This is a genomic window from Sphingomonas sp. Leaf22 (assembly GCF_001421715.1).
In the GTDB taxonomy this organism is placed as follows: domain Bacteria; phylum Pseudomonadota; class Alphaproteobacteria; order Sphingomonadales; family Sphingomonadaceae; genus Sphingomonas.
Genome location: NZ_LMKP01000012.1, coordinates 160,858 through 181,500 on the forward strand (window position 1 = coordinate 160,858; position 20,643 = coordinate 181,500).

A 20,643-nucleotide genomic window follows, 5' to 3' on the forward strand; every position below is an offset into this window, starting at 1 on the left:
CATGGGCCGGTCGGGCAATATCGCGATGCTGGCGGCAGCAGCGCTGGCGGGTGCGGGCGGCGCGATCGTCGCGCAACGGGTCGCGACCGATCGCGCGGCGACCGAGACGGTGGTGCGCGACTATATCCTCGCCAATCCCGAAATTCTGCCCGAAGCACTGCGGCGGTTGCAGGCGAAGCAGGCCGGGCTGGCAGTCGCGGCCAACCGCGCGGCGATCGTCGAACCCTTTCCGGGGGCGGTCGCGGGCAATCCGAACGGCGATGTCAGCGTCGTCGCCTATCTCGATTATGCCTGCGGCTTCTGCCGCGCCAGCCTGCCCGCGATTACCGGCCTGATCGCGAGCGACCCGAACGTCCGGATCGTCTACCGCGAATTGCCGATCCTGTCGCAGGGCAGCCGCACCGCCGCCGAATGGGCATTGGCCGCGGCGTTGCAGGGCAAGTTCAAACCGTTCCACGACGCGCTCTACGCCGCCGGCCGGGTCGATGCCGAATCGATCGAGGCGGCGGCGGGGACCGCGAAGCTCGACATGAACGCCGCGCGCGCCGCGATCGCATCGCCGCAGATCGCGGGAGAAATCGAACGCAATATGAAGGTCATGAGCCTGCTCGGCTTCAGCGGTACGCCGTCGTGGGTGGTGGGTGACCAGGTGCTGGGCGGTGCGCAGACGCTTCCGGCGTTGCAGGCAGCGGTCGCGGAAGCGCGCAAGGCAAAATCGGCATCCGCCGTCTAGCACAGAACCGAACCCAGCCTTTTCTCCGTCATCAAACCATGGGACAAGCCGCTCCATGGACACCATTCTTTCGATCCGGGGCGTCGCCAAGACGTACAAGTCCGGCACGGTCGCGTTGCAGCCGACCGATCTCGACATCGGCAAGGGCGAAATCTTTGCGCTGCTGGGGCCGAACGGGGCGGGCAAGACGACGCTGATCAGCATCGTGTGCGGCATCGTCACGCCGAGCGCGGGGACGATCACCGCCGCCGGGTTCGACACGGTCCACGACTATCGCGAGACGCGGACCCGGATCGGGCTGGTGCCGCAGGAATTGCTGACCGACGCGTTCGAAACGGTGATGGCGACGGTCACCTTTTCACGGCGGCTGTTCGGACGGCACGGCGATCCGGCGTTCATCGAAAAGCTGCTGCGCGACCTGACGCTGTGGGACAAGCGCGATGCCAAGATGACCGAGTTGTCGGGCGGTATGAAACGCCGGGTGATGATCGCCAAGGCGCTGTCCCACGAACCAGATATCCTGTTCCTCGACGAACCGACCGCGGGCGTCGATGTCGAACTGCGCCGCGACATGTGGCGGCTGGTCCACGACCTGCGGTCGCGCGGCGTCACCATCATCCTGACCACCCATTATATCGAGGAGGCCGAGGAGATGGCTGACCGGGTGGGGGTGATCGCCAAGGGTCGGCTGATCCTGGTCGAGGAGAAGGCGGCGCTGATGCGCAAGCTGGGCAAGAAGACACTGACGCTGACGCTGCCCGAACCGATCGCCGACATACCCGCGGCACTGGCGCGCTGGCCGCTGACCCTGTCCGACGAAGGGCATGCGCTGACCTTCGCCTTCGACGCCAATGCCGAGGACAATGGCGTGCGCGCGCTGCTGCGTGCCGCCGATGAAGCCGGGATCGCTTGGAAGGATATCGCGACGAAACAATCGAGCCTTGAGGACATCTTCGTCGGGCTGGTGCATGAACAGGAGGGCCGGGCATGACCTTCAACTGGCATGGCGTACTGGCCATCTATCGCTTCGAACTGGCGCGGTTCGGACGGACGCTGTGGACGTCGCTGGCGACGCCAGTCATCACCACATCGCTGTATTTCGTGGTGTTCGGCACCGCGATCGGCAGCCGGATGAACGAGGTCGGCGGCGTGCCCTATGGCGCGTTCATCGTCCCCGGATTGATGATGCTGACGATGCTGACCGAAAGCATTTTCAACGCCAGTTTCGGCATCTTCATGCCGAAATGGTCGGGCACCATCTATGAATTGCTGTCGGCGCCGGTTTCCACGTTGGAAACGCTGGTCGGCTATGTCGGGGCGGCGGCGAGCAAGTCGGTGATCGTGGCGCTGGTGATCTTTGCCACCGCGCATCTGTTCGTCGACGTGCAGGTCGCGCACCCGTTCTGGGCGCTGTGCTATCTGTTGCTGGTCGCGATCACCTTTTGCCTGTTCGGCTTCATCCTCGGGCTATGGGCCAAAGGGTTCGAACAGTTGCAGGTCGTTCCGCTGCTGGTCGTCACGCCGCTGACGTTCCTTGGCGGGGCATTCTATTCGATCGACATGCTGCCCGGCATTTGGCGGACGATCAGCCTGTTCAACCCGATCGTCTATCTGATCAGCGGGTTTCGCTGGACCTTTTTCGGGGCGGGCGATGTTTCGGTGGCGGCGAGTCTCGGTGCGACCTTCGCGTTTCTCTGCATTTGCGTCACCGTCATCACGGTGATCTTTCGCACCGGGTGGCGACTGAAGAAGTAAGGGGCGAGCGATGGATCTGGGAATTGCCGGCCGCAAGGCGATCGTGTGTGCATCGAGCGCCGGACTGGGCCGTGCCTGCGCGCTGGAACTGGCGCGGGCGGGGGTCGATGTCGTCGTCAATGGGCGCGATGCGGCGAAACTGGCGGCGACGGCGGCGGCAATCCGCGAAGAGACCGGCGTGACGGTGATCGAGGTTGTTGGCGACCTGTCGACCGACAAAGGCCGCGCCGCGTTGCTCGCCGCCTGTCCCGAGCCCGATATTCTAGTCAACAATAATGGCGGGCCGCCGGTCAAACCTTATACCGAATTGGCGGCCGACGGCATCCGTGCCGGGCTGGAGAGCAATTTCGTGACCCCAGCGCTGCTGTTGCAGGCAGTGCTGCCCGGCATGGTCGCGCGTGGATTCGGACGGGTGGTCAACATCACCTCGGGATCGGTCAAGATGCCGCTGCCGGGACTCGACCTGTCGAGCGGCGCACGGGCGGGGCTGACCGGCTTCGTCGCGGGGATCGCGCGACAGGTGGCGGGATCGAACGTGACGATCAACGGCCTGTTGCCGGGATCGTTCGACACCGCGCGCATCGCATCAATGAGCGAGGCGGCGGCGCAGAAGAACGGCACCACCCTGGCCGAGGAAAAGGCGAAGCGGGCCGAGGCGATCCCGGCAAAGCGGATCGGTGACCCTGCCGAATTCGGTGCAGCGTGTGCGTTTCTTTGTTCGGACAAGGCCGGGTTTATTACCGGGCAGAGCCTGTTGATCGATGGCGGGGCGTTTCCGGGGATTTTGTGAGGTTCACGCGGAGGCGCGGAGACGCGGAGGAGAAGTAGAAGGGTTGTTCGCGCGAAGGCGCAAAGGACGCAAAGGGCTTACGTCCGGGACGACCGCTGCCGCTCCGGCGAAGCCCTTCGCTCGTCGCGGTCAAGTTGGAGAGCCGCTGTTGCGGCAGACACTCCCTCTCTGCGCCCTTTGCGCCTTCGCGCGAAAATCCATCTGCTACTTCTTCTCCGCGCCTCCGCGGCTCCGCGTGAACCCCATTCTTTTTTCTCAGAAAATCCCGAGAAACTTCTTCCGCTGTTCCTTGCGCTCGCCGCGGTTCGAGCGGCCGTCCTCGGCCTTGGCGGTCGTCCCCCGCCCCACGTCATCCCGCACCTCACCATCCTTGGTCCGCTGCGCCCGCGCCGTCGCGCCGGCGAGGATCGGGCCGCAGGCCGCGCCCTTCGCATCGCCCGGATCGACGAACGCCAGCACGCCGGCAAGCGGCGTCGCCACCAGTGCGAGGCCGAGGCCCGCACCGGCGCGTCCGAGCAATTCGGGGCTGATGACCGAATAGCGCGGCTGCGCGAAATAGCCGCCGATGCCGACCGGCGACTGGCCCGCCAGAAACGAGAAGCGTTTGGAATCGGCGCGGAAGGCCAGATCGATCGATTCGTTGCAGAAGCTGAAACCGCCGCGCCCGATCATCACGTTCTTCTGCGTATCGATCAGGATCGGGTCCGCCGCCGCGACGCCGCCGCGCACGGTAAAGCCGATCAGCCCACAATTGATCCGGACCGGCTCCTTTAACCGGCCCTCGAACATCTTCTGCGCGAAGGTGCCGAGGTCGAGTTCCGACAACTGCACGTTGCGCGTCCAGAAGCTGCCGCCGGGCAGGATGATCGCGATCCGCCCATTCGACGTAGCCAGCGACTCCTGCACGGTGTCTCCGGAGCCGGTCAGTTTCACCCGCGCCTTGACCGTGCCCGACGTTCCCGCCTCCTCGACGCCCCAGCCGGCCAGCAACCGGCCCATTGGCGTCGGCGACAGGCGTATGTCGTAATCGGTGACGGCCGGACGGCGGCGGGCGTCGATCACCACGTCCGACGCGACATTGCCGCGCGCCATCACAAAGGTCAGCGGTGACAGCTTCAGCAGGCGGTCGTTCAGATCGAGTGTCAGGTTGACGTCGGACACCGGCAGGCTGCGGGCGCGGACGGTGGCGACCTTGTAATGGACCTTCGCATCAAAATTACGCAGCGCCTCGACATTGAGCTTTGCATCGGGGAGCAGGCGCGGGGCCCCGCCCTCGCGCTGGATCACGCCCGCAGCGCCCTGTGCCTCGACGCGTTCGAGGTCGTAGCCGACGAACGCCGACATATCGACGATGTCGAGCGTGCGCGAGGTCAGGTCGGCGGTCAGCAGCAGGCGCGGTTCGCGCTGGGTGACGGTCAGGCTGCCGGCCAGATCGCTGTCGCCGAACCGCCCGCGCAGCCGCATGAACTTCCAGTCGGCACCGTCCTTGGTCATCCGCCCGGTCAGGCGATAGGTACGGGTATCGGGCGTGACGATGCCCAGCACCGCGAACACGTCCGACAGGTTGCGCCCGCGCAGACGGACGGCAAGGTTCGATCCGTCGAGCTCGGTCGGCCCCGGCAAGGTGCCAGCAAGGATCGTGACCGAACGCGCCACTTCGATCCGTGCGGTCAGTCGATTCTGTCCCCCACGGATCGTCGCGTCGGGCGACTGCAACTGGCCGGTCAGCCGGAACGGACGACCGCGCACCGTCCCCTGCCCCGCCGCACGGATCGCCCCGGCGAATTGCGCGTCGCTGGTTTCGACCGTGTCGAGCGTGAAATTGCCGTCGAGCAGGAATTGCGGGTCACGGTAGCGGATGCGCGTATCGCGGAACGTGCCCGCGCGGACGATCGGCAAATCGAGCTTCTTGCCCGGCTTGTCCGGATCGCCGAAGGTCCAGGTGTTGCGCTTGCGCGCGGCGTCCCAGTGCAGGTCGGCACGCGCGCCGTCGAGCTCGAGCCAGTTGACCCGCCGCCGCCCGAACAGGAAGGTCAGCGTTGCGGTCGAACTGTCGAGCTTCTTCGCCTCGAACAGATTGCCGCCGCCCGCCCAGTCGGGGTTCGATACCGACAATCCTTCGGCAAGGAACTTCAGGTCGACGGGGTTGAAATAGAACTGGAAATCGCCGGCGACCCGGACCGTGCGGCCGCTGCCTGACGTTGCGATCCGTTCGAACGTCCCCTTCAGGAACCGGCCCTTGGTCACGAACAGGATGAGCCAGGCGAGAAACAGCGCGCCGACGATCCCGACGACCGTCCGCAGCGCGATACGCCGCCAGTCGCGGCGGCGGCGGGGGGCGTCGGATGCGCCGGCAGTCGGGGAAACTTCGGCCATCGCTCCTCAACCGTTCGGGTGCGTAACGAGTTCCGGTGGTTGCGTTCGGCCCCTATCCGGGTTAGGGGCGCGCTCTTTCCACGACTCCGAAGGGATTCGCCCGGCCATCTGGGGCTGCCGCGGCAATCCGCACGTCGTGATTTTTGAGGAGACCAAAATGCCCAAGCTCAAGACCAAGAGCGGCGTCAAGAAGCGCTTCAAGCTCACCGCCACCGGCAAGATCAAGCACGGTGTCGCAGGCAAGCGCCACCGCCTGATCTCGCACAACGCGAAGTATATCCGCCAGAATCGCGGGACTTCGGTCCTGGCCGACGCCGACACCGCCCGTGTCAAGGCGTGGGCGCCCTACGGCCTTCGTTAAGGAGTACTGAGCAATGGCACGCATCAAACGCGGCACGACCACCAAGGCGAAGCACAAGCGGATTTTGGATCAGGCGAAGGGCTATTATGGCCGTCGCAAGAACACCATCCGCATCGCGCGCCAGGCCGTCGAAAAGGCCGGCCAGTACGCCTATCGCGACCGCAAGGTTAAGAAGCGCACGTTCCGCGGCCTGTGGATCCAGCGTATCAACGCCGGTGTCCGGGCGGAAGGCATCACCTATTCGCAGTTCATGCACGGCTGCAAACTGGCGGGGATCGAACTGGACCGAAAGGTCCTGGCCGATATCGCGATGCACGAGGAAGCCGCCTTCAAGGCGATTGTCGCGCAGGCGAAGGCCGCCCTGCCGGAACAGGCCGCCGCGTAACACGCTGCGGTTCCGGTTTGCGGGATGAAAGACGCCGGTGGGGTAACCCGCCGGCGTTTTTTTGTTTGGTGCAAACCTCGTCATCCCGGCGGAGGCCGGGATCCATGGATACGCGACGCCAGCGATGGCGCGATCCGTTAGCCGCACCCCGTCCATGGATCCCGACTTTCGTCGGGATGACGGTTGGGTTAGTGTAACGTTCGTGAAATCCGTCCGCGAACCCTGCGTCTATATCGTCGCCAGCGGACGGCACGGCACCCTCTACACCGGCGTTACCAGCGACCTGATCCAGCACGTCTATCAACACCGGGCCGGTACGTTCAACGGTTTCTCCCGGCGGAACAACTGCCACCGTCTCGTCTGGTTCGAACGGCACGAAACCATGGAAACCGCCATCCAGCGGGAAAAGCGGATCAAGGAATGGCAGCATAACTGGAAGCTCACGCTGATCGAAACTACCAACCCCCACTGGTCCGACCTCGCCACGGGGCTAGGCTTCGTCGCCGTTCCGCAATAAAGCCGGTCGCCTATCCCGACACCCGGAGCGACCGTGACCCCCGATCTCGACCAAATGCGTGCCGACCTGCTCGCCGCCATCGATGCTTCCGCAGGGATCGATGCGCTGGAGGCGGTGCGGGTGCATGCGCTGGGCAAGCAGGGGGCGATCACCGGCCTGCTCAAGACACTCGGTGCCCTGTCGCCCGAGGAACGCCAGACCGTGGCGCCCGGCATCCACGCCCTGCGCGAGGCGGTGACGCATGCGATCGGCGCGCGCAAGGCCGATCTGGAAGCGCGGGCGCTGGCCGCCAGGCTGGCGAGCGAGCGCGTCGACCTGACGCTTCCGGTCGACCGGCCTGCGGCGGGCGGGGTGCATCCGGTCGCGCAGGTCATGGACGAACTAGCCGAGATTTTTGCCGATCTGGGCTTCGCGGTCGCGACGGGTCCCGAGATCGAGGACGACTGGCACAACTTCACCGCGCTCAATATCCCGGAGACGCATCCGGCGCGAGCGATGCATGACACGTTCTACGCGCAGCGCCGAAGCCCGCAGGGCGAGGAAACCGCGAGCGCGGCCGGCGCTGCCCAAGCAGCGTCCGACGACGGTGGCTCCGCCACCGGCGCGCCCGAACGCTACGTTCTGAGAACGCATACGAGTCCGGTCCAGATCCGCACGATGATGGCACAGCAACCCCCGATCCGCATCATCGCGCCGGGCCGGGTCTATCGCAGCGATTCGGATGCCACCCACACGCCGATGTTCCACCAGATCGAAGGGCTGGTGATCGATCGCGGCATCCATATGGGGCATCTCAAATGGACGCTGGAGACGTTCCTGAAAGCCTATTTCGAGCGCGACGACATCGTGCTGCGGCTGCGGCCCAGCTATTTCCCGTTCACCGAACCGTCGGCGGAGGTCGATATCGGCTACACGCTGGAAAAGGGCCGGCGCGTCGTCGGTGGTGATCCGGCCAAGGGCAATGGTGGCTGGATGGAAGTGCTGGGCAGCGGCATGGTCCACCCGAAAGTCATTGAGGCGTGCGGGCTGGACCCGAACGAGTGGCAGGGTTTCGCGTTCGGCACCGGCGTCGACCGGCTGGCGATGCTGAAATACGGCATGGACGACCTGCGTCCGTTCTTTGACGGCGATCTGCGCTGGCTGAAACATTATGGATTCTCGGCGCTGGACGTGCCCACGCTGTCGGGGGGAGTGACGGCATGAAGTTCACCTTTGGCTGGCTGAAGCAGCATCTCGACACCGAAGCTTCGCTCGACACGATCCTCGATGGGCTGACCCGGATCGGGCTGGAGGTCGAGGGCGTCGAGAATCCGGGCGAGAAGCTCGCCGCGTTCCGCGTTGCGCGTGTGTTGAGTGCCGAGCGGCATCCGCAGGCGGACAAGTTGCAGGTGCTGTCGGTTGATGCCGGCGACGGCCCGTTGCAGGTCGTATGCGGCGCGCCCAATGCCCGCGCGGGACTGGTCGGCGTGTTCGGGATGCCGGGCGCGACGGTGCCGGCCAACGGCATGGTGCTGAAGGTCGCGGCGATCCGCGGCGTCGAATCGAACGGCATGATGTGTTCGACCCGCGAGTTGGAACTGGGCGAGGATCATGACGGGATCATCGAACTGCCGGACGATGCGCCGGTCGGCACCCCCTTCCCCGCCTATGCCGGACTGGACGACCCGGTCATCGACGTCAGCATCACCCCGAACCGACAGGATTGCATGGGGGTGCGCGGGATTGCACGCGATCTGGCGGCGGCGGGCTATGGCACGTTGAGGCCGCTGGCGGTGCCGGCGGTCGCGGGCGAGGGTAACGGCCCCGACGTGCGGGTCGAGGACGCCGATGGCTGTCCGGCTTTCTATGCGCAGGCGGTGCGCGGCCTCACCAATGGCGAATCGCCCGACTGGATGCGCAAGCGGCTGAACGCGATCGGGCAGAAGCCGATCTCGACGCTGGTCGACATTACCAATTATGTGATGTTCGATCTGGGGCGGCCGCTGCACGTCTATGATCTGACCAAGCTGAACGGCGGGCTGGTCGCGCGGCAGGCGGTTGCCGGCGAGAGCGTCGTGGCGCTCAACGGCAAGTCGTACACGCTGGCCGGCGGCGAGACGGTAATCGCCGACGATTCAGCGGTGCACGATATCGGCGGGATCATGGGCGGCGAGCATTCGGGCGTGTCGGCGACGACCACCGACGTGCTGATCGAATGCGCGTATTTCACCCCCGAGGCGATCGCGCGGACGGGGCAGAAACTGGCGCTGACCAGCGATGCGCGGACGCGGTTCGAACGCGGGGTCGATCCGGCGTTCCTCGACGACGGGCTGGCCATCGCGACCGATTATGTGCTGCAACTGTGCGGCGGGACCGCCAGCGGCGTGACGAAGGCGGGATCGCCGCCGGTCGCGCCGCGCACCATCACGCATCAACCGCAGCGGGTGGCGACGCTGGGCGGGCTGGATGTGGCCGAGGACCGGCAGCGCGAGATTCTCGAACGGCTGGGCTTCACGGTCGGTGACGGCTGGCAGGTGACCGTGCCGTCGTGGCGGCGCGATATCGACGGGACCGCCGATCTGGTCGAGGAAGTGATCCGGATCGAAGGGCTCGACAAGGTCCCCTCGACGCCGCTCGATCGGCCCGCAGGCGTGGCGGTGCCGACCGCGACCCCCGAGCAGAAGCTGGAGCGTCGCATCCGGCGTGCAGCCGCCGCGCGCGGGCTGGCCGAGGCGATTACGTGGAGCTTCATTGCCGAGGACGAGGCCGCACCGTTCGGCGGCGGCGCGTGGGAGGTCGTCAATCCGATCGCCAACGACATGCGGATCATGCGGCCGTCGCTGTTGCCCGGTCTGCTGAGTGCGGCGGGTCGCAACCTGAAGCGCGGCCAGTCGAGCGTGAAGCTGTTCGAGATCGGCCGGCGCTATCTGGCCGATGCCGAGCGGATGACGCTGGGCATCGTGTTCGCGGGCGAGCGTGCCCCGCGTGGCTGGCGCGGCGGCAAGGCGCAGGGTTTCGACGCGTTCGATGCCAAGGGTGAGTTGCTGGCGCTGCTGGAAGCGGCGGGTGCGCCGGTCGGCAATCTGCAGGTGATGGACGCGCCGGGCGACGTCTATCATCCCGGACAATCGGCGACGCTTCGGCTGGGGCCGAAGACGGTGCTAGCGAGCTTCGGCGTGCTGCATCCGACCATCGCCAAGGCGTTCGACCTGCCCGCGGGGACGGTCGCGGGCGAGCTGTATCTCGACGCGCTGCCGGCCAAGCGCGGTGGCGGCGCGATGCGCTCGGCCTATGCGCCACCGGCGTTGCAGGCGGTGACGCGCGACTTCGCGTTCGTGGTGGCCGACAGTGTGACCGGCGACCAGCTGGTGCGGGCGGTGCGCGGCGCGGACAAGGCGGCGATCGTCGATGCGCGGCTGTTCGACGTGTTCGCAGGCGCTGGCGTCGAGCCGGGGCACAAGAGCCTTGCCATCGAGGTGACGTTGCAGCCGGGGGCGAAGAGCTTCACCGATGCGGAGTTGAAGGCGATTTCGGACAAGATCGTCGCTGCGGCGACCAAGATCGGCGGGAGCCTGCGCGCATGACCGTGATTCTGACCAATGGCACGCTGACCGTGGCGGTCGAACCGCTGGGGGCCGAACTGCATTCGATCAAGGACCGGCAAGGCCGCGAGCTGATGACCAATGCCGATCCGGCGTACTGGACCGGCCATGCGCCTATTCTGTTCCCGATCATCGGCGCGGTGCAGGGCGATGAATATCGCGTCGACGGAACGACCTATCCGATGGCCAAGCACGGCTTTGCGCGGCGGCGGAAGTTTACGAAGGTTGCACATAGCGACACATTCGTGCGGTTCGAGCTGACCGACGATGAAGAGACGCGCGCCGTCTATCCGTTCGCGTTCATGCTCCACGTGGAACATCGGCTGGAGGGGGCGACGCTCCATACCGAGGTGACGGTGACCAATAGCGGCGACCGCGACCTGCCGGCGAGCATCGGCTTTCATCCGGCATTCGCATGGCCGCTGCCGTACGGGCGGCCCCGCGCGGACCATCGGATGGTATTTTCGAATGCCGAAGTTGGCACGGTCGCCGCGATTGCCGATAATGGCACGATCGCGGCGGAGCGGCGGCCCGATCCGGTCGTGGACCGGGTGTTGACGCTGACCGACGATCTGTTCGCGCGCGATGCGCTGGTTTTCGATCCGGTTCGAAGCAGTTGGGTGCGGTATGGGGCCGAGGACGGTCCGCAGTTGCGGGTCGATTTTCCGGGGATGCCGAAGCTGGGCATCTGGACGAAGCCGGGTGCCAGCTTCGTGTGTATCGAGCCGTGGGACGGGATTGCCGACCCGGAGGGGTTTGCGGGCGATATCTTCGACAAGCCGGGGATCAACCGGGTCTCGCCGGGGCAGTCGCATCGGGCGGCGATGTCGGTGACGTTGGAAGGTTGATTTTCACGCGAAGGCGCGAGGACGCTAGGAAGGTAGATTTCGCGCAGAGGCGCGGAGGCGCAGAGGGGTCGCGTCCGCGGTGAGGCTTCGCCGCGACAGCGGCTTTCTTGCCCGTTGCAGCGAATAAAGGGTCTGCCGGACGCACCCGGTCGCTGCAAACGCAACCTCTCTGCGCCTCTGCGCCTCTGCGCGAAATCTGCCTTGTTTCTTCCTTCGCGCCTTCGCGTGAACCCGCCTTCCTCTTCCCCCCTCGCACGAAGCCAAACTTGCCGCCTCCCCCGCCCCACACTAAAGGCCGGCGATGGACCATATTTCCGATCGCCGCACCTTTGCGATCATTTCCCACCCCGACGCCGGCAAGACCACGCTGACCGAAAAGCTGCTGCTGTTCGGCGGTGCGATCCATTTGGCGGGCGAGGTCAAGGCACGCGGGGCCGCGCGGCGGGCGCGGTCGGACTGGATGAAGATCGAGCAGCAGCGCGGGATTTCGGTCACGTCGTCGGTGATGACGTTCGAACGCAACGGCCTGACCTTCAACCTGCTCGACACGCCGGGCCATGAGGATTTCAGCGAAGACACCTATCGCACGCTGACCGCGGTCGATTCGGCGGTGATGGTGATCGACGCGGCGAAGGGCATCGAGCCGCAGACGCGCAAGCTGTTCGAAGTATGCCGGCTGCGCAGCGTGCCGATCATCACCTTCGTCAACAAGGTCGATCGCGAAGGGCGCGATCCGTTCGCGCTGCTCGATGAAGTCGCCGACATGCTGCAATTGGACGTGTGTCCCATGACATGGCCGGCGGGCATGGGCGGCCAGTTCGAGGGCATCTACGACCTGGTCGACAATCGGCTGTTGCAGCCCGAGGTCGGGACCAAGGATTTTCAGGGCAAGGTCGAACAGTTCACCGGGCTGGACGACGATCGCATCGATACGGTGCTGTCCCCGGAAGGGGCCGAGCGGCTGCGCGAAGAGGCCGAACTGGCGACCGGCGGCTATGCCAGCTTCGACGTCGGGGCGTATCGCGCGGGCGACCTGACCCCGGTCTATTTCGGGTCGGCATTGAAGGAGTTCGGCGTCGATTCGCTGATCGACGCGATCGCGCGCCACGCCCCCCCGCCCCGCCCGCAGCCCGCCGAACCCGCCCCGGTCGATCCGACCGACGACCGCGTGACGGGATTCGTGTTCAAGGTGCAGGCGAACATGGACCCCAATCACCGCGACCGGATCGCGTTCATGCGGCTGTGTTCGGGCATTTTCAAACGCGGCATGAAACTGACCCCGACCGGCCATGGCAAGCCGATCGCGATCCATTCGCCGATCCTGTTCTTCGCGCGCGAACGCGAACTGGCCGACGAGGCCTATCCGGGCGACATCATCGGTATCCCCAACCACGGGACGCTTCGGGTCGGCGATACGCTGTCGGAGCGGGCTGACGTGCGCTTCACCGGGCTGCCGAACTTCGCGCCGGAAATCCTGCGGCGCGTGGTGCTGAAGGACCCGACCAAGACCAAGCAGTTGCGCAAAGCCTTGGACGACATGGCCGAGGAAGGCGTCACGCAGGTCTTCTATCCCGATATCGGGTCGAACTGGGTCATCGGCGTGGTCGGGCAGTTGCAGTTGGAAGTGCTGCTGAGCCGGCTGGAGGTCGAATACAAGGTCGCGGCGGGGCTGGAAATGGCGCCGTTCGAGACGGCGCGCTGGATTTCGGCGGGCGATCCGGTGGATTTGAAAGCGTTCACCGATCTGCACCGGAGCGCGATGGCGAAGGATCGCGACGGGAACCCGGTGTTTCTGGCGAAGAGTGCGTGGGAGGTCGGGTATATCGCCGATCGCTATTCGAAGGTGACGTTCGCGGCGACGCGGGAGCGGTAGAGGGTTTCTCGCGAAGGCGCGAAGGGCGCGAAAAAGAAGGAATTGGTTCGCGCAGAGGCGCAGAGGCGCGGAGGACGTTGTGGTCGTGAGGACCGGCTGCGCTCCACAAGCCGAACGTTCGATACGCGCCGCTGGCGGAGCGAATCGTAAAGGCCTCCACCCCGACCACCCTCGTCGCCCCGGACTTGATCCGGGGCCCCGCTTCTTCCTTTGCCCGGACGAAGAAGAAAGAAGCGGGACCCCGGGTCGATCCCGGGGTGACGGGTGGGGAGGTGCTCTGCGCCTCTGCGCCTCTGCGCGAAATCTACCCTTCTTCCTGCGACCGGGTCACGCGACCCAGTCACGCTCCAAACGACGGCTCGCGAGCGCCATCAGCGCACCCGCGACCAGATACAGGCACAGCGCCGCAGCGATGGCGTAGCGCAGCGATTCGGTGCCGTAGGTCGGGGCCAGCCCCTTCGACAGCTGCCCCACGACCCAGCTGCCAAGGCCGATGCCGATCAGATTGTTGATGAGCAGGAAACTGGCCGATGCGGTCGCGCGCATATGCGAGGGCACGAGATGCTGGACGGCGGTCAGCACGGGCCCAAGCCAGACATAGACCAGCGCCTGCGGCACCACGAACAGGGCGAACGCCGCGAGCCAGCCGTTCGACAGCACCCCGGCGATGAACAGCGGCGTGCCGAGCGTGTAGCACAGCGCGGGCATCAGCGCGTACCAGCGCCTGTCCCGCGCCCCCAGCCGGTCGCCGAGCCAGCCGCCGATCAGGATGCCCGCCACCCCGCCGCTCAAAAGCAGCGCGCCGAAGAACTGGCCGGTCTGGACCAGATTGAGGCCGAAGCTGCGCATCATCAGGCTGGGCATCCAGAAGCCGACGCCATAGCCGCACATCGACCCCGCCGCCGCGCCGAAGGCGAGCAGCCAGAAACTGGGTTTGCGCGCGAGAATGCCGAAGACTCGGCCGACCGGCATGTGATCGACGGCGACGGCGGCGCGCGGCGGGTCCTTCACCAACAGGCGAAAGAACGGCGCGATGACGATGCCCGCCAGCCCGACCGCGTAGAAGGCGGTGCGCCATTCGACCGCCTGCGCGATATAGCCGCCGAGCAGGACGCCGCCCGCCGCGCCCAGCGGAATGCCGAGCGAATAGATGGCGAGCGCACGGGCACGGCGTTCGGGGGGAAAGGTGTCGGCGATCAGCGCATAGGACGGGGCGACGCCCCCCGCCTCCCCCACCCCGACGCCCAGCCGGAACAGGAACATCTGCGTGAAATTCTGCGCCGTGCCGCACAGGATGGTGAAGGCGCTCCACACGGTGAGGCTGATCGTGATGATCCATGTGCGGCTGGTGCGGTCGGCGATCAGCGCCAACGGAATCGCGAGCGTCGAATAGAGCGCGGCGAAGGCGAGGCCGCCGAGCATCCCCATCTGCCCGTCGTCGAGGCCGAGGTCGCGCTGCACCGGTTGGGCGAGAATCGCGAGAATCTGCCGGTCGAGGAAGTTGAAGCTGTAGACCAGCAGCAACATGGCGAGGGTGATGCGGGGATTTTTCATGCGGTTACTCAAATTCCTCCCCGGCACGGGGAGGGGGACCATGCGTAGCATGGTGGAGGGGGGTCGCCACCTCCACCAGCGTTGCGATTGGGGACAGCCCCCTCCACCAGCTTCGCTGGTCCCCCTCCCCGCGAAGCGGGGAGGAGTTAGAAGCGGACCTCGAACGTTGCGGTCGCCGTCCGTGGCGGGCCGTAATAGCCGATGATCGAATTGCCGAAGAGCGCGCCGGGAAAATTATACCCCCCGACCCGGTAACGCTGATCGGTCAGGTTGCGCAGCGCGACGCCGACCCGGTAGCTGCCCCCGCCCGAAATCCAGTTGGCAGAGGCGTTGACCAGCGCATAGCCGTCCTGATCGAGCGCGGGGGTCGGGATTTCGAACAGCGCGTAATCGCTGCGCAGCGTGACTTCGGGCGTCACCGACAGCGAACCACCGGCAAGGTCGGTCGAGGCGGTGAACGATGCGGCGGCGGTGAATTCGGGCGTATTCTGAAATACGCGCTGGTTCGACACATCGACCGGCGTGGTGCCGCCGCCGATAAAGGTCAGGAACTGCTTATAATCGGCATTGGTATAGCCGAACGACACCTGAGCCGAGAAATTGCGCGACGGGACCATCCGCCCCTCGATCTCCAGCCCATAGATATCCGCCTTGCCGGCATTGTCGACGAAGCTGGCGATGCCGCCATTCACATTGGGCACCTGAATCGTGACCTGCTGGTCGGTGTAGCGCGAATAATAGCCGGCCATGTTGAGGAACAGGGTGCGTTCGAGGAACGCGCCCTTCATGCCGACTTCGTAGCTGGTGATCTTTTCGGGGTCATAGCCATTGACGGTGGTCGGGGTGAACACCGCGTCGCCGCGCATGTCGAACCCGCCCGATTTGAACCCCCTGCCCCACGACGCATACAGGTTCAGGTCCTGCCGCGGTTCGTACGCGATCGAGACGCGCGGGGTGAACTGGTCGAAACTGCGGTCGTTGGTGTAATCGGTGCGGATCAGCCCCGGCACCGCGGCGGCATCGCCGAACGCCGGGCTGCGGATGCCGGTATAGTTGCGGCGGAAGACCGTGCCGGTCTTGTCGTCCCTGGTATAGCGCAGGCCCGCCGAGATTTTCAGCCGGTCGGTCAGGTCGTAGCTGACGTCGCCGAACGCGGCATAGCTCTTGGTCCTGACCTGCCCCGAGGTCAGCGTGGTCAGGTTGAGGCCGCCGAGCACGGTGTCGAACGCGCCCGACGCGTCGGCGTTCAGGTAATAGAGGCCGACCACGCCCTGCACCCGCTCCCCCTCGATCAGCAGTTGCAGTTCCTGGGTGAATTGCCAGTCGTCATATTCGGCGGGCACGTCGAGCGTCGGCAGCGCGGTATTGTCGAAATCGATGACGGTGTTGGTCGCCCCTTCGCGGTAGGCGCTGATCGATTTGAAGGTGAGCAGGTCGGACAGCCGGAACTCGCCGGTCAGCGACAGCCCCTGCGCCACCACCCGGTTGCGATCGCCGACCCCGGCACGGGTGTCGTACACGCTGGCGGTCGGCGCATAGCGCGGATCGGTGCCGTTCCCCAGCAGCCGGGTGCCGTGGCGCGGGTTCGACCAGTCGAGCGTCCGGTCGCCGGCGACGCGCACGAAGATGCTGTCGCTCGGCGTCCATTCGGCCGAGACGCGCGCGGCCAGCACATCCTTGTCATATTGGTCGGCACCGGTGGTCAGGTTGCGGCCGTACCCGTCGCGCTTGTACCGCGCGACCGCGCCACCGATCGACAGCGTATCGCCGATCGGCACCGTCACCTGCCCGACCAGGTCGAGCTGGTTGTACGCGCCATAGGAGGCGCGCGCGGTACCGGCGAAGTCGTGACCCAGCCGCCGGGTCACATATTTGATCGCACCGCCGATGGTGTTGCGGCCATAGAGCGTGCCCTGCGGCCCGCGCAGCACCTCGACCCGCTCCACGTCGAAGATGTCGAGCACCGCGCCCTGCGGCCGGGCGACATAGACATCGTCGAGATAGAGGCCGACGCCCGGTTCGAAGCCCCAGAGCGGGTCCTGCTGCCCGACGCCGCGGCTGAACGCGATCAGCGTCGAGTTCGACCCGCGCGCGATCTGCAGCGTCAGATTGGGCGTCTTGTCCTGCAACGCGGTGATGTCGACCGCGCCGCTGCGGGTCAGCTGGTCGCCGGTCACCACCGACATGGCGATGGGCACGTCGATGACGCTTTCGGCACGACGGCGGGCGGTGACGACGATGTCGCCATCGCCCTGATCCGCGACCACCGATGCCGATTCGGCAGGGGTTTCGGGTGGCGTTTCGGTGGTTTGCGCCAGTCCCGGCGATGCGACCAGCGCCGCCCCCAGCAACAAACCCGCGCGGATTCCGAACGTGCGACGCATCGACCTCTCCCTGTCATGGACGCCACCCGTTGGCCGGGTTGTACGTCGTTGTGCTTGGCTATACTGAAAGCTGAACCGGGTTTCAACTTTTCCCCGGACCGGGAGAGCATGTTTTATGGCCGACACGGGCGCGAGCAGCGGCGGCGACGACAAGACGCCGCGCACCGAACGCGGCCGCCGCACCCGCCGCGCGATCCTCGACGCCGCCGCCGCCGAATTCGGGGAAAAGGGATTTCACGAAGGATCGATCAGCGCGATCACGCGGCGGGCCGGCGTGGCGCTCGGCAGTTTCTACACCTATTTCGATTCGAAGGACGCGGTGTTCCGTGCGTTGGTCGCCGATATGTCGTCACAGGTGCGCGATCATGTCGCACCGGCGATCGCGCAGGCCGATGGGCAGATCGCGGCGGAGCGGGCCAGGTTGCTGGAATTCATCCGCTTCGTTCGCGCGCACAAGGAAATCTACCGCATCATCGACGAAGCCGAGTTCGTCGATCCGGCCAGCTTTCGGCTTCATTATTCGACGACGGCGGACCGGATCGCCGCCCGGCTGCGCGCGGCGGCGGGTCGGGGCGAGGTGTCGGCGGACGTGTCGGAGGTCCATGCCTGGGCGATCATGGGCATGAACGTGTTTCTGGGGCTACGCTACGGGGTGTGGGACGAGGATCGGACGCCGGAGGCGGTGGCGGACGCGATTGCTTCGTTGCTGGCGCGGGGGATGGTTGATTCGCGCGACGGCTCGAAGGGCGCGAAGGAAGATTAGGGGTTCGCGCGGAGGCGCGGAGGCGCGGAGGGTTTTGCTTTGGGTGGGCCGGGTGGCCTTGTTTCGCGATGTGGACGCTGGCGTGGCGGCTGTTTTCGAGCGCTTCGGGCGCAACGTCGTCGCCCCGGACCTGATCCGGGGCCCCGCTTCTTTCACTGCCCGCTGAAAGAAGAAGCGGGACCCCGGGTCGAGCCCGGGGTGACGGGAGGCTCGCTCTCTGCGGCTCCGCGTCTCTGCGCGAAATTTTTCCTTCGCGCCCTTCCCGCCCCTATTTCTTTAGCAGATCCTTCAGCGCACCCAGCGCCGGCAACGGCCCCGCCTCTTCCTCCTTCAGCACGCCGGCCGTGCGTAACACTTCCTCGGCACGGGGGCTGCGCGGGTACGGATCGAGCGCCAGTGCCAGCGTTTCGGCCGCCGCCTCGCCCAGATCGATCGACGCGCCGGCATAGAACATCGTGTCCATCGCTTCGTCGTCGAGCTCGAACTCACCGCCATCGACGCTGCCTTCGGGCAGGAAGCGCAGGGTAAAGGGTTCGTCGACCGATTCGGGGACCGGTTCGCCGCTGGCGACGCAGGGCTGCGCGACCTGCGCCTTCAGACGGCCGGTGGCGACGATGCCGGCGGCATCGCGGTGCAGGCTATAGTCTGCCTCCAGCGAATCGAGCGCGAGCAGGCCGAATCGCCCCATCAGCCGGCGACGTTCGTCGGCATCGGCGGTGATATGCTGGCGGGTTTCGCCCTCGCCGATCTGGTCGATGCGGACGGGGCGGTGGAATTCGGGGGTCATTCGGGCAGCTTTCCGGCAAGAAGATCGTCGACGGACACGGCGTCGAGCGCGGCGCGCAGCCGCCGCAGATGCGCGGCGACATATACGAGCGCATGGGCATCGGGTTCGACACCGCGATAGAGGTTGCGGACCAGCGCCGATTCGAACGTTCCGTCGACCAGCCCGTCGCGATACGCGCCGATCCGCCCGCCGAGCATCGCCATCATCCGCCCAATATGCTTGCCGACGACCATGTCGCCAAAGCCGATCTGGCGAAGCTGTCCATCCATGTCGTCGACGAAACATTCGGCGAGCGACGCGGCGGGTGCGGCCCCTGCCCCCTCGCCCTCCAGCCGGAGCATGACCATCGACAGGATGGCGGCGATCATGTCGAACCGCCCGTCGAGCGTGTCGGGCACCTGTCCGTCGAGATACCATGCAGGTTGCCGCCCGCGCGCGACGACCGCGTCGTACAGGGAGGCGGCGACCCGCGGGGGCGGCGCACGACGGAACAGGCGAGGCAGACGCATGGTTCTCCGGAAGGCAAGGGCGCGCTTGTGGATGGCGCGGGTCCGTCATATTGAACGCGTGGCCGCGCGATGCAATCGGGTGTGGCCCGGTCGCGCGTTCGCTGGACGGAGATTTTATGGTTCGCTTCCCCACCCGTGGCGCAGTGGCGCTGATGATCGCCTGTGCCGCGGCGGGCCTGGGAGGCTGCACGAAGCTGCGCAGCCATCAGGGCTATGTCATCGATCCCGATCTGGTCAACGCGGTGCAGCCGGGCGTCGATACCCGCCAGTCGGTGTTGCAGACGCTGGGCACGCCGACCTTCGTCGGGCAGTTTTCGGACCGCGAATGGTTCTATCTGTCGCGCGATAGCCGCAATCTGGCGTTCAACCGCCCGCGCGCCGTCGACCAGACGACGTTGAAGATCACCTTCGATCAGGCCGGCAACGTGTCCAAGATCGACCGGACCGGCGTCGATCAGGTCGTCGGCATCAGCCCGTCGGACAAGAAGACGCCGACGCTGGGCCGAGAATCGAACTTCTTCAGCGACCTGTTCGGCAATATCGGCACGGTCGGTGCGCCGGGCACGGGTGGGCCGGGACCGGGCCAGCAATAAGGGCTGAAGGCCGAGTTGCTCTCTTCCTGATCCCCGCGCAGGCGGGGATGACGGTACGGGGCGTGGACGATCGCTTCCGCCCAAGCCTTTCGGAACGCTGACAACCGCATTCGCCGATCGTTCAGCGCGAATCGCCCATCCCGTCGTCATCAACCGATGACGGGAGAGCGTATATGCGTAAGATGATTCTGGCCGTGCTGGCCGCGACGGTCGCCGTACCGACCATGGCAGCACCAGCCGCTGCACAATCGACGCGCGAATTGCGGCGCGACCGGGCCGACTATCAGGATGCCCGGCACGAATATCGACAGGCGTTGCGCCATGGCGACCGCCGCGACATTCGCGACGAGCGCCGCGATCTGGAACGCGCCCGTGCCGATTATCGCCAGACGCTGCGCGAGCGGCAATGGCGGCGCGACGCGGGGCACGGCGCACATCGCCGGTCATATGCGCGCGGCAACTGGAACGCGCCGTTCCGCTATCAGGCATTTCGCCCCGGCGCGGCGATCGGGCGTCCCTTTTATGGACAGCGTTATTGGGTGAACGATCCCGGCCGTTATCGCCTGCCGCCCGCGCGCGGGTATCAGCGCTGGGTCCGTCACTATGACGACGTCGTGCTGGTCGATGCCCGGCGTGGGCGGGTAATCGACGTAGTCCGTAATTTCTATCGGTAAAAACAACGGGCTGGGCCTTATGCCCGGCCCGCGGTTCGGCCGCGCCGTCGGTACGCTCGGCGCGGCCGGTGCGCAGGGGCACCAGTCCCGAAAGGGGATTTAGGACCGTTTTTGCGAACGTCCGGGACTCGCAAGGGTTCAATTGCAGTGCACAAATAGT

At 66.1% G+C, this 20,643-nt stretch carries 19 protein-coding genes; 14 read left to right on the top strand and 5 right to left on the bottom strand.

The features are described 5' to 3' along the window. The first annotated feature begins 1 nt into the window (after position 1). The 4 genes from ASE70_RS07420 to ASE70_RS07435 are packed head-to-tail and all read left to right on the top strand — an operon-like array spanning position 2 to position 3,278. Entirely contained in the window at positions 2–733 is a 732-nt protein-coding gene (locus ASE70_RS07420; RefSeq protein WP_056503023.1) for a DsbA family protein, read from the top strand. Between the two features lie 55 nt (positions 734–788). After that, positions 789–1,724: an ABC transporter ATP-binding protein gene (locus ASE70_RS07425; protein ID WP_056503026.1), complete on the top strand. Its 936-nt coding sequence runs from the start codon at positions 789–791 to the stop codon at positions 1,722–1,724. After that, the gene (locus ASE70_RS07430) at positions 1,721–2,488 is read left to right on the top strand and encodes an ABC transporter permease (protein WP_056503029.1); all 768 of its coding nucleotides are present in this window, start codon (positions 1,721–1,723) and stop codon (positions 2,486–2,488) included. The genes ASE70_RS07425 and ASE70_RS07430 overlap by 4 nt, the downstream gene beginning before the upstream one ends. A 10-nt stretch (positions 2,489–2,498) precedes the next feature. After that, positions 2,499–3,278, top strand: a complete 780-nt coding sequence (locus ASE70_RS07435; RefSeq protein WP_056503031.1) for an SDR family oxidoreductase — start codon at positions 2,499–2,501, stop codon at positions 3,276–3,278. 255 nt (positions 3,279–3,533) lie between these two features. Here the strand turns inward: ASE70_RS07435 and ASE70_RS07440 are convergent, their stop codons facing one another. After that, positions 3,534–5,654 (bottom strand): AsmA family protein, encoded by a 2,121-nt coding sequence (locus ASE70_RS07440; RefSeq protein ID WP_056503035.1) that lies wholly within the window; start codon positions 5,652–5,654, stop codon positions 3,534–3,536. Positions 5,655–5,811: 157 nt separating this feature from the next. Here ASE70_RS07440 and rpmI point away from each other — a divergent pair, with 157 nt between their 5' ends. The 7 genes from rpmI to ASE70_RS07475 all read left to right on the top strand — a co-directional run bounded on the left by rpmI (position 5,812) and on the right by ASE70_RS07475 (position 13,219). Beyond that, the gene (rpmI, locus tag ASE70_RS07445) at positions 5,812–6,015 is read left to right on the top strand and encodes a 50S ribosomal protein L35 (RefSeq protein ID WP_055757212.1); all 204 of its coding nucleotides are present in this window, start codon (positions 5,812–5,814) and stop codon (positions 6,013–6,015) included. Positions 6,016–6,028: 13 nt separating this feature from the next. Then, a complete protein-coding gene (gene rplT / locus ASE70_RS07450; RefSeq protein WP_055757215.1) occupies positions 6,029–6,400 on the top strand; it encodes a 50S ribosomal protein L20 in 372 nt (123 codons plus the stop codon). 202 nt (positions 6,401–6,602) lie between these two features. After that, on the top strand, positions 6,603–6,917 hold the full coding sequence (locus ASE70_RS07455) for a GIY-YIG nuclease family protein (protein WP_056503038.1): 315 nt from the start codon (positions 6,603–6,605) through the stop codon (positions 6,915–6,917). Positions 6,918–6,971: 54 nt separating this feature from the next. Next, entirely contained in the window at positions 6,972–8,120 is a 1,149-nt protein-coding gene (gene pheS, locus ASE70_RS07460) for a phenylalanine--tRNA ligase subunit alpha (RefSeq protein WP_200925608.1), read from the top strand. After that, complete coding sequence (pheT, locus tag ASE70_RS07465; RefSeq protein ID WP_056503044.1) at positions 8,117–10,480, top strand: phenylalanine--tRNA ligase subunit beta; 2,364 nt, start codon at positions 8,117–8,119, stop codon at positions 10,478–10,480. Before pheS ends, pheT begins: the two co-directional genes overlap by 4 nt. Beyond that, positions 10,477–11,346: an aldose 1-epimerase family protein gene (locus tag ASE70_RS07470; RefSeq protein ID WP_056503047.1), complete on the top strand. Its 870-nt coding sequence runs from the start codon at positions 10,477–10,479 to the stop codon at positions 11,344–11,346. The genes pheT and ASE70_RS07470 overlap by 4 nt, the downstream gene beginning before the upstream one ends. Positions 11,347–11,647: 301 nt before the next feature. After that, positions 11,648–13,219 (top strand): peptide chain release factor 3, encoded by a 1,572-nt coding sequence (locus tag ASE70_RS07475; protein ID WP_056503050.1) that lies wholly within the window; start codon positions 11,648–11,650, stop codon positions 13,217–13,219. Positions 13,220–13,546: 327 nt separating this feature from the next. On the opposite strand, the gene ASE70_RS07480 is transcribed toward ASE70_RS07475, so the two are convergent. Both ASE70_RS07480 and ASE70_RS07485 read right to left on the bottom strand, forming a co-directional pair. Beyond that, the gene (locus ASE70_RS07480) at positions 13,547–14,773 is read right to left on the bottom strand and encodes a spinster family MFS transporter (protein ID WP_235519666.1); all 1,227 of its coding nucleotides are present in this window, start codon (positions 14,771–14,773) and stop codon (positions 13,547–13,549) included. 146 nt (positions 14,774–14,919) lie between these two features. Next, complete coding sequence (locus ASE70_RS07485; RefSeq protein WP_056503055.1) at positions 14,920–17,157, bottom strand: TonB-dependent receptor; 2,238 nt, start codon at positions 17,155–17,157, stop codon at positions 14,920–14,922. A 115-nt stretch (positions 17,158–17,272) separates the two neighbouring features. On the opposite strand from ASE70_RS07485, the gene ASE70_RS07490 reads away from it, so the two are divergent. After that, complete coding sequence (locus ASE70_RS07490) at positions 17,273–17,920, top strand: TetR/AcrR family transcriptional regulator (RefSeq protein WP_056503057.1); 648 nt, start codon at positions 17,273–17,275, stop codon at positions 17,918–17,920. Between the two features lie 268 nt (positions 17,921–18,188). On the opposite strand, the gene ASE70_RS07495 is transcribed toward ASE70_RS07490, so the two are convergent. Continuing rightward, a complete protein-coding gene (locus ASE70_RS07495) occupies positions 18,189–18,707 on the bottom strand; it encodes a YceD family protein (protein WP_056503058.1) in 519 nt (172 codons plus the stop codon). Further along, the gene (locus ASE70_RS07500; RefSeq protein WP_056395724.1) at positions 18,704–19,216 is read right to left on the bottom strand and encodes a ubiquinol-cytochrome C chaperone family protein; all 513 of its coding nucleotides are present in this window, start codon (positions 19,214–19,216) and stop codon (positions 18,704–18,706) included. The genes ASE70_RS07495 and ASE70_RS07500 overlap by 4 nt, the downstream gene beginning before the upstream one ends. A gap of 116 nt (positions 19,217–19,332) precedes the next feature. On the opposite strand from ASE70_RS07500, the gene ASE70_RS07505 reads away from it, so the two are divergent. Next, complete coding sequence (locus tag ASE70_RS07505; protein ID WP_056395727.1) at positions 19,333–19,809, top strand: outer membrane protein assembly factor BamE; 477 nt, start codon at positions 19,333–19,335, stop codon at positions 19,807–19,809. A gap of 173 nt (positions 19,810–19,982) precedes the next feature. Next, a complete protein-coding gene (locus ASE70_RS07510; RefSeq protein WP_056395730.1) occupies positions 19,983–20,483 on the top strand; it encodes an RcnB family protein in 501 nt (166 codons plus the stop codon). Positions 20,484–20,643 lie beyond the last annotated feature (160 nt).